Origin of the sequence: Lunatimonas sp., from assembly GCF_020832325.1 — a bacterium.
Taxonomy (GTDB): Bacteria; Bacteroidota; Bacteroidia; order Cytophagales; family Cyclobacteriaceae; genus Lunatimonas.
This window is the reverse complement of sequence record NZ_JAFIEU010000045.1, coordinates 1-15,325: the sequence shown is the minus strand read 5'-3', so window position 1 is coordinate 15,325 and position 15,325 is coordinate 1. Positions and strand designations below refer to the sequence as shown.

Annotated in this window: 8 protein-coding genes; 5 read left to right on the top strand and 3 right to left on the bottom strand. The window is 47.2% G+C overall.

What is annotated here, in order from left to right; genetic code table 11:
• Nucleotides 1-60 precede the first annotated feature (60 nt).
• The 3 genes from JJU34_RS16770 to JJU34_RS16760 all read left to right on the top strand — a co-directional run bounded on the left by JJU34_RS16770 (nt 61) and on the right by JJU34_RS16760 (nt 5,790).
• Nucleotides 61-1,227 carry a hypothetical protein gene (locus JJU34_RS16770; RefSeq protein ID WP_228693560.1) on the top strand — a complete coding sequence of 389 codons (1,167 nt, stop codon included), beginning with the start codon at nt 61-63 and terminating at the stop codon, nt 1,225-1,227.
• A gap of 92 nt (nt 1,228-1,319) precedes the next feature.
• Nucleotides 1,320-2,669 (top strand): neutral/alkaline non-lysosomal ceramidase N-terminal domain-containing protein, encoded by a 1,350-nt coding sequence (locus tag JJU34_RS16765; RefSeq protein WP_228693559.1) that lies wholly within the window; start codon nt 1,320-1,322, stop codon nt 2,667-2,669.
• 49 nt (nt 2,670-2,718) lie between these two features.
• On the top strand, nt 2,719-5,790 hold the full coding sequence (locus tag JJU34_RS16760) for a PVC-type heme-binding CxxCH protein (protein ID WP_228693558.1): 3,072 nt from the start codon (nt 2,719-2,721) through the stop codon (nt 5,788-5,790).
• A 1,066-nt stretch (nt 5,791-6,856) separates the two neighbouring features.
• Here the strand turns inward: JJU34_RS16760 and JJU34_RS16755 are convergent.
• From JJU34_RS16755 to JJU34_RS16745, 3 genes are all read right to left on the bottom strand, one after another.
• Complete coding sequence (locus JJU34_RS16755) at nt 6,857-7,306, bottom strand: hypothetical protein (RefSeq protein WP_228693557.1); 450 nt, start codon at nt 7,304-7,306, stop codon at nt 6,857-6,859.
• A 378-nt stretch (nt 7,307-7,684) separates the two neighbouring features.
• Complete coding sequence (locus JJU34_RS16750; protein WP_228693556.1) at nt 7,685-8,644, bottom strand: hypothetical protein; 960 nt, start codon at nt 8,642-8,644, stop codon at nt 7,685-7,687.
• An 11-nt stretch (nt 8,645-8,655) separates the two neighbouring features.
• On the bottom strand, nt 8,656-9,900 hold the full coding sequence (locus JJU34_RS16745; RefSeq protein WP_366512723.1) for an MBOAT family O-acyltransferase: 1,245 nt from the start codon (nt 9,898-9,900) through the stop codon (nt 8,656-8,658).
• 4,370 nt (nt 9,901-14,270) lie between these two features.
• Here JJU34_RS16745 and JJU34_RS16740 point away from each other — a divergent pair.
• Nucleotides 14,271-14,489 carry a hypothetical protein gene (locus JJU34_RS16740; RefSeq protein ID WP_228693555.1) on the top strand — a complete coding sequence of 73 codons (219 nt, stop codon included), beginning with the start codon at nt 14,271-14,273 and terminating at the stop codon, nt 14,487-14,489.
• A gap of 82 nt (nt 14,490-14,571) precedes the next feature.
• Complete coding sequence (locus JJU34_RS16735) at nt 14,572-15,045, top strand: hypothetical protein (protein ID WP_228693554.1); 474 nt, start codon at nt 14,572-14,574, stop codon at nt 15,043-15,045.
• Nucleotides 15,046-15,325: the final 280 nt, after the last annotated feature.

The window sequence follows — 15,325 nt, the reverse complement described above, 5'->3', positions numbered from 1 at the left end:
AAATAATTAGTTTTAACGAATTAATTAAGTAAATTATGACTTCATTAAACTCGCCTGCCGATGAAGCCTATCGCTCTTTTTGCCGCCCTGCTGACCCTATTGCTGTCCAACCTGTCCTGTAAGCAGTCAGGGGAGGGGCATTCAGTCCTCAAATCCATGGAGTTTGTCCTGGTGGACTCCTTGGTATTTGATCATCTGGGTCCCTACAACCTGCTGGATTACCATAAGGACAAGGGTTTGTATCTGTTTTCTGCGAAGCTGTTAGAGGGAACCTACTACTTGGTCAACGACGCCGGGGAAGTGGTGGCTGAAAATTCGCTGGCTGACGGCCCCAACGGGTTTGGCATGGTGCTTCATCGGGCGGGCTTTGTGGGTGACGAGGTTGTGTTGGTAGGCACCAATCGGGTGTTTGTATACGATCTTCAATTGGTGCGACAGCGCGATTACCCGTTTGAGCAAGAGGTTCGTTTTCGGCTGGCACATGCAGTTCGCGATTACTTGTCGACTTTTTTGCTGGACGGTAAAGAGTGGCCCTTGGTCAATATCAGCGAGCAGATCCTTCCCCGCTATCCGGTGGATTATTTTGACACCTTGAACTTGGTGCACCTGATGGATGTGCAAACCGGAGAGGTCCGCGAGGGCGGAAAACTGGATGCACAAAGTGCCTTTATGCAGGGGCAGCTGAGTCCCTGGAATGACAAGCCCGTGTACTTTTCCGATCGGGAATCCGACCTGATCAGCGTCATTCTATTTGGAGACTCGGTGCTGTATCAGATCGATCCCCGTAAAGGGTTTGCAACGGTAAACCGTATTTCTGTACCCCGAATCCCACCGGATGTGTGGCATGGCATTCCCATGGAGGATGCAACAATGGAAAATGTACGAGCAGGCAGGCTTAAATCCCTGCTTAGTGGCACTTTTTTCAATATGATGGGAAAGGGAAATGCGTTTCTGTTGGCGTACAGGACCGGTGGTGATGGCAAGCTTTTGTCTGAAGAAATGGACAACGAGTCCAGGCAAAAGTTTCAGGAAACCCGAAAAGTTTTTTACATACCCATACGGGATGGACGGGTGGAGGGCGATCCCGTTCTCTGGAATAATCCGGGAGATCTGGTACTTGGAGTGGGTGAAAACCGCTACCTACAGTATGCAACGGATCAAGCGGTCTTGCACGATTACGAAAAAGATTATCAGTGTTATTACATTTTTGAGTTACGGGAAAAGTAGCCCTAACAATGGGCTGAACCACTGGTGTTTTTTAAGGTTGGATATAAGGTCAGAAACCGCTATCTTTTTGACGGTTATTCTTATGTAGACGTATGTCCCTTTCTTTCCTCCGCCTTTCCGTTCTTCCACTGGCCACTTTCCTTTTTTGCTACTTGCTTCCTTACGTCCATACTTCGGCACAAGGACTTCGTGCCGCTGTAATCAAGACCGACATCACCCCCGAGAATTCCCAATGGCTGGTAGGTTATGGGCCGCGCAAGTCCACCGGCATCCACGACCGCATCTATCACCGGGTGTTGGTATTGGATGATGGAAGCACTACCTTTTGTCTGATTTCCTCTGATATCTGTTTGGTGTCACCTGCGGAATACGACCGCGTGGCGGCACGTGTCCAACAGGAGCTGGGAATTGAGCCACAGAACCTTTGGTGGACGGTAACCCATACCCATTCGGCACCTGAGGTAGGTCCGCCTGGCTTGCCGGAGGTGTTTATGAGTGAACGCTACGAGCACGAATGGGACCACGATTATACCGCGCTGGTGGAGGACAAGCTGGTATCTGCGGTCAAGGAGGCCTTGGCTTCTCTGGTTCCAGCTAAGCTGGGCATAGGATGGGGCCATTCCAACGCAAACATCAACCGACGGGCTATTGGTCCGGACGGTAAGGCCTCCTTGGGACTTAATCCGGATGGGCCTGTGGATCGGCGCATCGGACTGATCCGGGTAGATCATCGGGATACCGATTTCCCCTTGGCATTGGTGGCCAATTACGCGATTCACGGAACGGTGCTCGGACAGCCCCATACCGAAATCAGCGGAGATGCTCCTGGCATCGTAGCGGCCTATGTGGAGGAAAAGATCGGTGCACCCATGCTCTTTATCAACGGTGCGGCCGGTAATATTGCGCCTATCTATAGTACGTACGCGAACCCCCGTGCAGGCCACCTTTCTCAGTTTCAGGTACTACTTGGGGATAAGATTTTAGATGCCAACCAGCAGATTGTGGGTACTTCTTCGGAGGTTTCACTCACATCAGGATCCGTTACCGTGCTGACACCGCGCAAGGAGAGTCTGGGGTGGCCGGAAGATTTGGCTGCATACAGTTCGAAAGCGACAGATGGTACCCCAATGATACGGTTGCCCATTCGTTTTTTACGTGTAGGCGGGCAGTTGGCCATTTGGAGTGCACCGCTGGAGTTGTTTTGTGAAATTTCCAATGAAATTAGGGATCAGTCTCCCTTCGATTATACCTACTATTATGGCTATGCCAATGGTTGGCTCGGCTACCTGCCCACGGCGGCCGCTTATGCCGAAGGAGGCTACGAAACCGATGTGGTTTCTGCCTTCACCCCCCGCGCAGGTCAGGACCTGATACAGGCGGTGCTTGGTTACCTGCACGGGGAATTGAGGAACCGAAAACAAACACCGCCTTCGGCAGATTAATTCCTTGCACCACCTTTAAGCCATTGTCAGACCACTAATTGATACATCCATGACACTTCCTGCGTTTCGTCCACTATCCCAGCGCTTTTCGCTTTTTTCCCTACAAATCCGTTGTACTGCCTGGATGGGTGTTTGTACTTGGAGATCCTTCAGTCTCGTTGTATGGGTGCTGGCAATCTCCTGCAAGGGTGCCGACCGGGCAGATCCGCTGCCTTCCCAATCAATCCGATCTTTTGAACTGATGGAAGGTTTTCAGATCGAGTTGATCGCCTCGGAGCCGTTGGTAGCGGATCCCGTGGATATGGAAATTGACGAATATGGCAGGATGTACGTGGTGGAGATGCACGGGTACCCCTTGGACGTGACGGGAACCGGCAAGGTGAAGTTGCTGGAAGATACCAACGGCGATGGTATCATGGATAAAAGCACCGTGTTTGCCGATAGCCTGATTCTTCCAACGGGGATTATGCGCTGGAAACAGGGAGTCTTGGTGACAGATCCGCCGCACGTTTGGTATTTAGAAGACACCGACGGCGATGGCCGTGCCGATCGAAAGGAGGTTTTGTTAACAGGATTTGCCCGTTCCAATCCGCAGCATAACGTAAATAGTCCCCGGTTGGCCATGGACAATTGGATTTACCTGGGTCACGAGCCCGCGGTCACCACCAACCTTTTCGAGGAGTTGTTTGGAGATGGGGGCAGTGAGGTGCACTTTCCCGCAGATGCAGAAGGAATTCGTTTACCCGTAAATGCCGGCGGTAGAGGCGTCCGTTTTAAACCGGATGCGTATGGATTGGAATTATTGTCTAGTCGCACACAGTTTGGCCATACTTGGGATGCCTATGGCAACCGGTTTTTGGTCAATAACAACAACCACGTCATCCACGAGGTAATGCGGGCGGAGTACCTGGGCCGGAACCCTTATTTTCCTGTAGCCAATACCACGCATTCGGTGTCGGATCATGGACACGCGGCCGAGGTGTATGCCATCACGGATGATCCCGAGCACCAACTGCTTACCGACGTGGGTGTGTTCACCTCTGCCTGTGGCCCCATGGTGTACTTGGGTGGTGCTTTTCCGGATGAGTTTGAAGGGATGTTTTTTGTAAACGAACCCGTAAGTAACCTGATTCATGCGGATCGACTAGCAGCAAAGGGGGCTACTTTCGCTGCCAGTCGCCTGCTCGAGAAGGAGGAGTTTTTGGCCTCTCGGGATGCTTGGTTTCGCCCCGTCAATCTGTACGTGGGACCCGATGGAGCTTTGTATGTGGTGGATTATTACCGGCAGATCATCGAGCATCCGGAGTGGATGGCCGATGAAGTGGTAAATTCCGGCGCCCTGTATAACGGTACCGATCAGGGCAGGATCTACCGGATCACGCCAACGGGTACCGGTAAAATGGATTGGAGCGGGCGCATTGCTTTGGGGGATGCCTCGACCCAAGAGCTTGTGTCGTATTTGGATCACTCCAATGTTTGGTGGAGAAAGCATGCACAGCGTCTCCTCATTGACCGCTCGGATAGAGAATCGCTACCGAAATTGCAGGGCTTGGCCCGGGACGACAGTCGGAAGCTGGGCAGGTTGCATGCCTTGTGGACCCTGGAGGGTATGGGTGCCCTAACCGAGGATTTGATCCAATCTGCCCTTGCCTCGGCCCACGCCGGTCTGCGAGTCAATGCGGTTCGACTGGCAGAGACCTATCTGCCGCAGTCCGCCGAGCTGACCGAAAGACTGCTGACTCTGTCCGCAGACGCCGATCCCAAAGTACGCTTTCAGCTCTTAAATACCCTGGGTATGGTTGAAGGTCAGGCTGTGGCTGAGACAAGGCAGCAGTTGCTCAACAAAGACCTTTCGGATGAGTGGGTGCAGGTGGCCGCTTTGTCCGCTGCACCTGATCAGGTACGCACGATGCTTCCAAGCATATTGGGGGCATTTGGAGCAGGGACTCTCGAAAGGGCCTCCTTGGTGCGGAAGCTGGGCCGCATCGCGGGAATGGAGGGAGAGAAGGTGGCGGATTTGGTAGACCAAGCAATCGCCCAGCCCGCGAAGCCTTGGCAGGGACCTCTGTTGGCAGGCCTGAATGAGGGATTGCGGGGGCGTTTGGCAAGCATTTCGTTTTCTGACAGACAGCTCGTTGCCCTGAAGGAGGCTCTTTTTGTACATCCCGATGTAACCGTAAAGACCGCCTTGGTGCAGTTGGTGGAGGCGCTGGGCAGCAGCCGGATTGGTCTCGATGCGGAGGAACAGGCACGGGCCAAGGTGCTGGCTACAGACCGGACTCGCAGTGGAGAAGAGCGGGCGGTTTATGTGCGATTGATGGGGCTACGTCCTGACCCGGGATTTGACGAGATGCAGTGGACGTGGATCGGTGGTGTGGAACCATTGCCGGTTCAGGTGGCAGCCCTGCGCCAACTGGCCCATTCCCAGGCAGGGGTGTTTCAGGATCAGCTGTTTACACGATGGGCCACCCTTTCGCCCGAGCTGCGGGAGGCATCCCTTTCGATTCTGATGGGGAGCAGAGAATACATCGCCGGGCTGTTGGAGGCATTGGATCAGGGCGTGGTGCACCCCTCACACCTGGGCTGGCCCCGTACGGTTCAGTTGATGAATCAGAAGGATTTGGCATTAAAGGCCCGTGCCAGGGAGATTCTGACCCGTCACGAAAAGGAGCGGGAAGAGGTGTTGGCACAATATGCAGAGGCGCTTACGTTGGAGGGTTCCGCATTGGCAGGGACAAAAGTGTACGAGGCAAACTGCGCCGTATGCCATCAGATGGGTAAGGATAGGGGGCAGGTATTTGGACCTGATCTGGCCTCGCTGCGTAATCGCCGCTTGGAAAATATCCTGAGTGATATCTTGGATCCCAACCTCTCGATTGCAGATGGGTACGACCTGTGGTCTATAGAAATGCGGGATGGGGAGGTGGTACAGGGCCTTATAGCTTCCGAGACACCCACCGCCTTGTCTATTCGGCAGGCGGGCGGAGTGGAACGGACTCTGGCGCGGGAGGAAATCCGGCAGATTCAAACGTTGGGCGTATCCGCCATGCCGGCAGGCTTGGAAGCCGGCATCAGTAAGCAGGAGATGGCGGATTTACTTGCGTTTATTAAGGGTGGTTGATTTGGGAACCTTAAAGTAGAGCAATGTAAATCAAAAAAAGCCCCGACAGTTTAGGTAGCTGCCCAAGCTAGTGATTAAGTCTAGTGAAATTAAGAGGGGCCTCCTGTATCATTTTCCGAAAGATTTCCATCAAAGCCATATTGATCACCAAACTTAACCTCCAATTCAGTAATTTCCGGATTTGTCCATTCTTTTTTCATAATTGAATACACTGTTTCCTCCAAATGTACCGATTTACAGTTAATATATGTGCGTTTTTTGAGGTATTTTTTGGTGGAAATTACCAGATTTCCCCGAGTTACCCCCTGATTTTCGCTGCGAGCATCCGTGAAAAAGCCTCTGCCCCCGTCTGATTCAGATAGGTTTTCGTGGAGTACTGCGTATTATCGTTGAATGGACCTTCGCTAAAGTTCCAAAAGTATCAGCTAGGCCTGCAGGATTGGAGGCGGCATAAGCAGGCAGAAGATGGGTGATTCGCTGGCGTTTATCACACTAATCTTTACTAATTAGGAAGAGCCTCCCGAAGCAAATCCCTTCAATGCCGTTCCGGGGTTGTTTTGGATGGACATTTCCTGGAATTTAGGGGGAGCCACTTCTTTTTCATAGTTGGAATAGGTGGTTATTTTTTCAGTATTTCATCTGTTTATAATTTGTTCTTTAACGGTCAGATGGAATCTCGCACGTATTACAATCGTTCCTCCGTGTGTCGCTTGCGTCGTGCTCGATTTCATCTGTCTATAATTGATTTTTAATGGTCAGATGGAATCTCGCATGTTTGATAGTCATTCCAGTGTGTGACGGTTACGTCATGCTCGATTTCATGTGTCTATAATTGATTTTTCAATGATCACATGGAATCTCGCATGGCTTATAGTCATCCCAGTGTGTATCGCTTGCGTCATGCTCGATTTCATCAGGGCAGTATTGAAATAAATTTTTTACCCCTGTAAAATGCCGTTGACCATATGATTATCAATCATACTTCCAAACAAAACCTACCTTCACCGATCTAAATTAAAGGCAGATACTAGGTTATTAAATCTAACTAGCTAGTTTTACGACTCGTCTAGGGAACACTGCCTGTTCCAAAATCTGAGTAGGCGACATCGTTGCCTGATTGATCACCAAAAGCGATTTCTAATTCAAGCATTTCCGGATTTGTCCATTCTTTTTTCATAATTGAATACACTGTTTCCTTCAAATATACCGATTTACAGTTAATATATGTGCGTTTTTTGAGGTATTTTTTGGTGGAAATTACCAGATTTCCCCAAGTTACCCCCTGATTTTCGCTGCGAGCATCCGTGAAAAAGCCTCTGCCCCCTTCTGATTCAGGTGGGTTCGTTGACGTACTGCGTGTTGTCGTTGAATGGACCTTCGCTAAAGTTCCAAAAGTATCAGCTATGCCCGCCGGATTGGAGGCGGCATCAGTAGGCAGGAGATGGCGGATTTGTTTGGCGTTTATCAGGTTAGTATTGAAGTAAATTTTTTGCCGATATAAAATACGGTCGAGCATATGATTACCAATCATACTTCCAAACAAATCCTACCTTTACGGATCCAAATTATAGGCAGATACTAGGTTATTAAATCTAACTAGCTAGTTTTACGACTCGTCTAGGGAACACTGCCTGTTCCAAAATCTGCATAGTTGACATCGCTGCCTGATTGAATGCCAAAAGCGATTTCTAATTCAAGCATTTCCGGATTTACCCATTCTTTTTTCATACGTAAAGCTGTTTTTGTGTTTGACTGATTATTTAGCAGATAAACTTTTGTTAGCCTATAAACCCAATGGTTTAGTTACAGGTTTAACAGCGTCAACATTCAATGACTAAGTTACCGATTATTCTTTTTATCAAAGCAGTGTTCCGCAGATTTTTTTTCAGTCAGTTTATTTAAAACCCAAGGTTTCTCCCAGTTCCTCCTGCAATCTTACTGCCAACACACGGGTAAATTCCTCCGCGCCCACATCGTTCAGGTGGGTATCGCCGTGGAAGTAACGGGTGTCGTGGCTGATGGGGTGGTCACTGTAGTCCCACAGTGCTGACCCGTGACGCAGTGCTAGCTGCCGAGCCGTATGCAACACGGCTCCTTTGTCTTCGTAATGCGCCTGTATGGTCTGGTATTCCGGCGCATACACCAAGAGGATATCTACTCCCGCCGCTTTTAGCTCGCCCAATAGCCGGTCCCATTCGGCCAAGGCCTTGGTATCTATCCGGGTAGGAATGCCCTTGGGGTACAGGCGTATAACCTCTTCCACATGCCGTTTGTTATAGGTGCCGGGTAGCGCTTGATAACCCTTTGTTTTGGGGTTTTCGTACTGATGCCAGGAAAAATACTCCTGCAAACCAACCTTTGCAGCTTCAAATTGTCCAAAGTACTTGACCAAGGGGAAATAACGCATAAAAGCAGTTACCTCTCCGGTGCGGGCCAGCTCCCTGCCAATTATCGAATCGGAGAGGTAGGGCATATAGGTTTTTGAACGGGTGGAGAGGTCTTCGAAGGAGTCTGTGTCTATGTTGAAAACGACCAACTTGGGAGGAGCTTGATGATGTAGGTAGTGGCGCAGTTTTGCCATCTGAATATAGGATTTCTGCGCTGCCTCGCCGAGGTTATAGGCGGAAATGGAAAGGGTTCCCTCCAGTACCGGTACAGAATAGTTGTGCTTGGCCCGGGAGGAACCGATAATGAGGATCTCAGCATCTAAAGGGCCACGATAGATACGATTCCAGTCGTGGAATAGGTGAAAGTCGGTTTTCCGAAGGCCTTGGTCGATGGGGTACTGTAGGAGGGTAGCGAACAGTACCGACAGACTGGCAAAGAGAAGGAGGTTTTTCAGAAAAGATTTCATGGTAGGCTGGATCAAAACTGAAAATAGATAAAGTCCTGCGGCTCTTTGCCAAAGAAAATCAGCAGCAATAGCACAGATGCATAGACAGCCCAGCGCAATGGCTTGGAGAGGCGCCTGTCCGACAGGTCCAAACCGTGGTGCTTAAACCGCTGCACCCATTCCACGCCCATCATTAGGGCTATTAGGGTCAGCAATTTGGCCTGGGATGCGGTGGGGATAGCCAGAATTTTCCAAGAAAGCATGCCCTCTAGGTAGCCTAGCGCATCCGAAAGGGATGCAGAGCGGAAGAACACGCCCGTAAAACAAAGGAAGCCAAAGGTAAAGACCAGCTTAGAAAGCTCAACGATGGAGGGAAGAGTGGTTTTTTCGCCGATGGTACCGGTGCTTCTGCTTTGCAACTTGGCCAGTATTGGAAAAAACATCAGGCCGTGCAGAAGCCCAAAAAGGATGAAGTTCCAACTGGGGCCATGCCAAAATCCGGTTAGTCCAAAGACGATCAGCGTATTGGCAAAAAGGGCGGTGGTACCCTTTCTCCGCAAACTCAAGGGGATAAAGACGTAATCCCGAAACCAGCGGGTGAGGGAGATATGCCAGCGGGACCAGAACTCCGGGATATCGCGGGAAAAGAACGGAAACTGGAAGTTGCGAATCAAGCGAAATCCAAACAGGGCTGCTGTGCCTACTGCAATGTCGGAATAGCCGGAAAAATCACCATACAGCTGAAATACAAAGAGTACTGATCCGAGAAACAGCGTGTGGGGCTGGTACAGCTCGTAAGAGGCAAAGATTTGGGTAACGTATAGGGCACAGCCATCAGCGATCACCACCTTTTTGAAGAGTCCCCAGAGTATCAACCTGAGGCCGTGACTGCCAAGGGCAGCGTCAAAGGTTTTTTGGGTCCCAAACTGCTGCAATAGAGACCCTGCCCGTTCGATGGGTCCGGCAACCAGTTGTGGGAAAAAGCTGACAAAGGCGAAAAAGGTCAGGGGATCGTGGCAGGCGCCCACCTTCCGCTTGTACACATCGATGGTATAGCTGAGGGTCTGAAAGGTGTAGAAGCTAATGCCTACCGGCAGCACCAGGTTAAGGGACCATGTATGCTGAATGGGAGTGCCCAGGTAGGTAAAGGCTGTCGTGAAGTTTTCGACAAAGAAGTTGAAATACTTGAAGAGAAATAGGATGCCGAGATTGGTAGCCAAGCTGGCATATAGCAGCATCTTTCGGTGGGAGGGGCTGGTTGCCCGCTCAAGGGCCATCCCCACCCAGTAATCGACCAATGAACTTAGAAAGATCAGGAGCAGAAAGCGCGGATCCCACCAGCCGTAGAAAAAGTAGCTGCTTAGGAGGGTTAAGCCGTTTCTAAGTTTAGTTTTCTCCTTTGGGATGATCCAATAGAGCGCAAAGATTATTGGAAGAAAGACACAGAACTCTAGGGAATTAAAGAGTATTGGGGTATTCTGAATTCAGGCCTCTGAGGTTTGTAGACAAGGAGTCTAAAAAATCAATTGGGTAAAGCAATACAGATACCCAATTGATTTGATGAAGTGTGGGATAACTAAAGAGGGGAACCTCCATGTGTTTCAAAAGAGCTTCCATCAAAAAAAAATCCGGTTTCGTTTTCAACTTCCAATTTAGTAATTTCAGGATTTGTCCATTCTTTTTTCATAGCTGCTATCTATTTTTTATGTATGCAAGTTAAGGGTATATTGATTAAAAGTAAAGTGTTTAGGGAATAAAATTTTACTAAAATATATTATTCAAAATAAAAAACAAAAAGGAGTCCTTGAAATGCAATTTAGGCTATCTAAAATTTTTACCCATCGTTTGAAGGATGCTAATGTGGGTAGTGAAACCTGCCCTTGGTACGATAAGAAGTGACGAACGGTAGCTTGGATTTGATTGGTTAGGTACACTGTCTTCGTCGGTAGGAATATGCGATGAAGCAATCTCGTCTTTTTGTTGAATCGTTCGACCGTCGAATCGTTGAACCGAGGTGTTTACTGTCTGATGAATCTTACGTCTTAGGTCTAACGTCTCCGAAACATGCCTTCGGCGATACTAAAATGATATATGCTGCGCGATATAAGTGGATATAAGCCTTCGGCGATATATTGGGTTACACTTGTAAGGTTAGGCTCGCTCTGGATTCGTGGTTTTGGAATGGATGTGGAATCGTGATTTTTGCGAGTCTTAAATCTTATGTCTAACGTCTAACATCTCCGAAATATGCCTTCGGCGATATATTGGGTTACGGTCCGGAAAGTAAGGTCGCTTCGGGTTTTTGGTTTAGGAAAGGATGTAGGATCGTAATTTTAGCGAATCTCATATCTTATGTCTAACGTCTCACATCTCCTTGATATACCTTCGGCGATATATTAGGTTACGTTTGTATGATTAGGATTGCTTCGGATTCGTGGTTTTGGTAAGGATGTAGGGTCGCAAATTTTGCGAATCTAACGTCTCATATCTAAGGTCTTTTGTCTCCCTTCTCATTGTGTAACGTCCACCATCTCCTAGAAAACGACCCCGAAGGCGGTCGCATATTTATAGCCCCGGGTGCAAACCCGGGGCATAGGAATCCACCCCCCTCTCTGTTTTGGCCAAAGGTGCAGCCAATAGGGCATACCAATTACCGTCAAAACCCCTCAACGGTAAAGGGGGCATCCCTACAGGCGCAATAGTAAAAATGAGGGTACCTTCGAAATAAAACCTGTTCGATATTCAGGCAATTCGGTTAATCGCGCAGCGCTAAACATCTCCGGGTTTTGGCGGGGAAGTTGAGGGCAACATGGGCAAATTTGGCGGCCAAAACGGGGGGTGATTTCAATATCGTTTATCCTATAGGCATGCCACCCTTTCAGGGTGGAGAAGCGGTGTTCACCTGGTATAGTGTTGACTACACCCAAGTAGGTTCAGCTATTATTTGAATTTGAATCTGCTAACTGACCATTTGCAATGGCCTGACAGGGCGTGTAGTTGGATCGGTTTTAGAAAGGGAAGTTGGATTATTCAATTGGCGCGGATCGTGGAGGTTAAGTTCAAATTATCTAGCCATGGTCTACTCTGGGCAACATTCGGATTTTTTAAGTTTTTTTCGAAAAAATCTTAACCCACTGAAATATTTTTTCAGTCAGGCGTACTTATTTTTAGGGGATTAAAGATCAATTGTCAAAGGGAGAAATGGCTATAGCCATCCTAGCAATGGTTTACGCCCTTTTTTAGACTAAAAAGTCTATCTAGTTCATTTTATAGCTATGATATTGCGGGGGGATGTTTTCTATCGAGCAATTGCACTGGTTTTAGCGATCGTGTTTTTGATCTTGCCGTTTGATGTTATACATACTGGAGATTGGTATGGTTTCTTCCCTTCCGTGATGTTGGCCATTTTGCTGTTTCATGTTCCGTACGTTTATTTTGGGATTAGGCAGGTAGGCAGGGTGGGTAGTTGGCCGCTCGTTCCATTGGTTGCGATAAGTCTGTACTATTTTTTTCTAAATGGGTTGGAAATAGGTTTCTATTATATCTTTACGGTATCTTTCATTACTCTCTGGGTACGACAACCAATAAGGTCACTACAGTTAGATTACGGGGAGGGGCAAAGTCCATTTACGGTATATAGTGCGGTCCGTTGTACTTCGTTAGATGTGGTCATTTTTGGGTTTTTCGTGGTCAATTTCTTTTTGATGTGGTATTTGCGTGAACCACCATTGTTTAATGTGATTAGATGATATATGCTGCGCGATATTAAAAAGATATATGCTTCGCGATATTTTTAGGGATATAAGCTTCGCGATATACACTTCGTGATATATGCATTCGGCGATATATTGGGTTACGTTTGTGAGGTTGGGAGTGTGCTCCGGATTCGTGGTTTTGGAAAGGATTTAGGATCGTAATTTTCGCGAATCTCATATCTCATGTCTAACGTCTCACATCTCCTAGATATGCCTTCGGCGATATATTTGGGTTGTGGTAATGAGATTAGTATCTGTTCGATTTTTTGGTTTTGGTAACGATGTAGGGTCGCTAATTTTGCGAATCTAACGTCTCCATAATTGGCTTTTTATGGGGGTGGATGCAGTCAGCTGCCATCGTTCATCGGATTTTTTTGCAAGCCAGTGCCGTATGCACGATCAATCTATTAACCGTAGGTTTCAACCTACGGATATCGATGGTACGACAATGGTGAAAGTTCCGTAGGGGACGGCCGATAGTTGTTGATAGGCTGCAAGCAGTGACTCGGTCGGATTTTTTGAACGCCCGCTTCTAAATTTAGGGAGTCGATTTGATGGTTTGCTTTCGACCGCATTCAGGACTTTTTAAGTCTTCTTTACCTAAATTTAACGCCTAGAATCTCCCGTGTTGGTATTTTTTTCTTTTACTGAAATGAAATTTCAGTGAAGAGGCATTATTTTAGTTCGATAACTTAATTTCAACCTATAACCGATTTAATATGAGACCTTAAGAAGTGGAGAACTTGCATGGAGGGGTTAAATGGAGTTGTGTCGCCGCCGTAGGTGGGGCAGTAAGTCTTTTTGCGTGGTCACTGTCTGTTCCGCTAACGGGTGGGGCCACTCTTTTAGCGGCAACCCAGGGTGCTGGAATTACGCTGGCAACGATAGCAGCAATAGGCGATTGTATGTATTACTAGATGGAAAAGGTGTTGCATATACTATCCCTTATGCTTCTTATTATTGGAGTTGGGGGTGCAATTTATTCAGATGGCCTTTCGGTATGGCAGTTGTTTATGCTGCCAGTGTTTCTTTTTGGTATCTTCAAGCTTGCTGAAATTGGAAAGGGAAGACCTTAAATTTCGGCATATTGATTTGCCCTTTTTTAAGCCTTTTCTGACTCATTTTAAAGCAGCATTTGTACACGTGAAGCCTGTTTCAGGGGTGCAGATGCTGTTTTTTACATTGCAGAGAGTTCACGTTAACACTCAGATATGTTTCGAGCTTTGTTATTTGCATATTTCTTTCTTTGTCTTGCAGCCAGTATGTACGCATTCTTGGCCCCGGGTACCGATGCATCCGCGCTAACCCGTATATCGTTGGTGATGTTTACGGCACTAGCGGTATGGTTACTTTATTGGAATGGCCAGAATTCTCGGTTTAAAAAATAGATTATCCTATAACCGGGATTTATACAAAGTGATATAAGCTTCGCGATATTCGTTGATATACGCCTGCGGCGAGATATAGAAATGATATATGCTGCGCGATATAAAGGGATATAAGCCTTCGGCGATATATTGGGTTACATTTGTAAGGTTAGGCTCGCTCCGGATTCGTGGTTTTGGAATGGATGTGGGTTCGTAATTTTTGCGAATCTCATATCTTATGTCTAACGTCTTTTTTCTCCATAATTGGGTTTCTGCGGTAGGTAAAATGGATGTTTTCGCAGCTAAAACGTAGAGTTGAAGGGGTTCGCCTGTTGCCCGACTGAGCCCTCGGTTATTGTATTTTGCGTCTTTGGGGCTATGGGAATTCCGAATAGAAGGTGTTCTGTAGAAGTTATTTTTTTGTTTTTTTTGAAACTATTTTTACACTACTGAAATTTTTTTTCAGTCAGTTGTGCTTATTTTTAGCTCGTTAAAGATCAATTGTTTAATTTAATCGTTAAATCTATGAGAGAATTATCAATCGACGAAATGGAAACTTTCAAAGGCGGGGGATGCGCGGAAGTTTCTAAAACTGCTTATATCCTAGGTGGTATAGGTTTGGCTGTTGGCATAGCTGCATTGTTTACGCCTGTAGGAATTATTTCCCTCGCTGTTGGTTCTCAAGGTGCGATGATTGGTGCAATGGGATTTGGCCTAGACACGTATCATCGGATTAATTGTTAAATGAGGAATGGGGGAATCCATTCTAGTAATGGCTTCCTCCTCTTTTTTTGAATAAGTAGGTTAGTTAATCAATTTGATAGTTATGATACTTAAAGGCGATTTTCTCTATCGGGGCGTTGCATTGGTTATAGCGATCGTGTTTTTGATCCTTCCTTTCGATACGATCAATGCGGGGGATTGGTATGGTTTCTTCCCTTCCGTGATGTTGGCCATTTTGCTGTTTCACGTTCCGTATTTTTATTTTGGGATTAGGCATATAGCCAAATGGGATAGTTGGCCGCTCGTTCCCTTGGTTGCGATAAGTCTGTACTATTTTTTTCGAAATGGGTTGGAAATTGGTTTCTATTACATCTTTACGGTATTTTTCATTACTCTCTGGGTACGGCAATCCATAAGGTTACTACAATTTGATTACGGGGAGGGGCATAGTCCAATTACGGTATATTGTGCGGTGCGAAGTGTTTCGCTAGATGTGGCCGTTTTTGGATTTTCCTTGCTCAATTTCTTTTTGATGTGGTATTTGCGTGAACCACCATTGTTTAATGTGATTAAATGAAATATGATTTGCGATATTTTAAAGGGATATAAGCTTCGCGATATACACTTTGTAATATATGCCTTCGGCGATATATTTGCTTATTGATTTGAGGTTAGTATCGCTCCGAATTTTTGGTTTTGGCGACGATGAAGAGTCGAACGTTTCGCGAGTCTTACGTCTTATATCTTACGTCTTATGTCTCTATCTTAAATCTCACGTCTTCTAAAAATCTCACGTCTCAAATCTCACCATCTTCCACCACCTCAACCATTCCTGGGTTTTGGCGGGAGGGGGATGG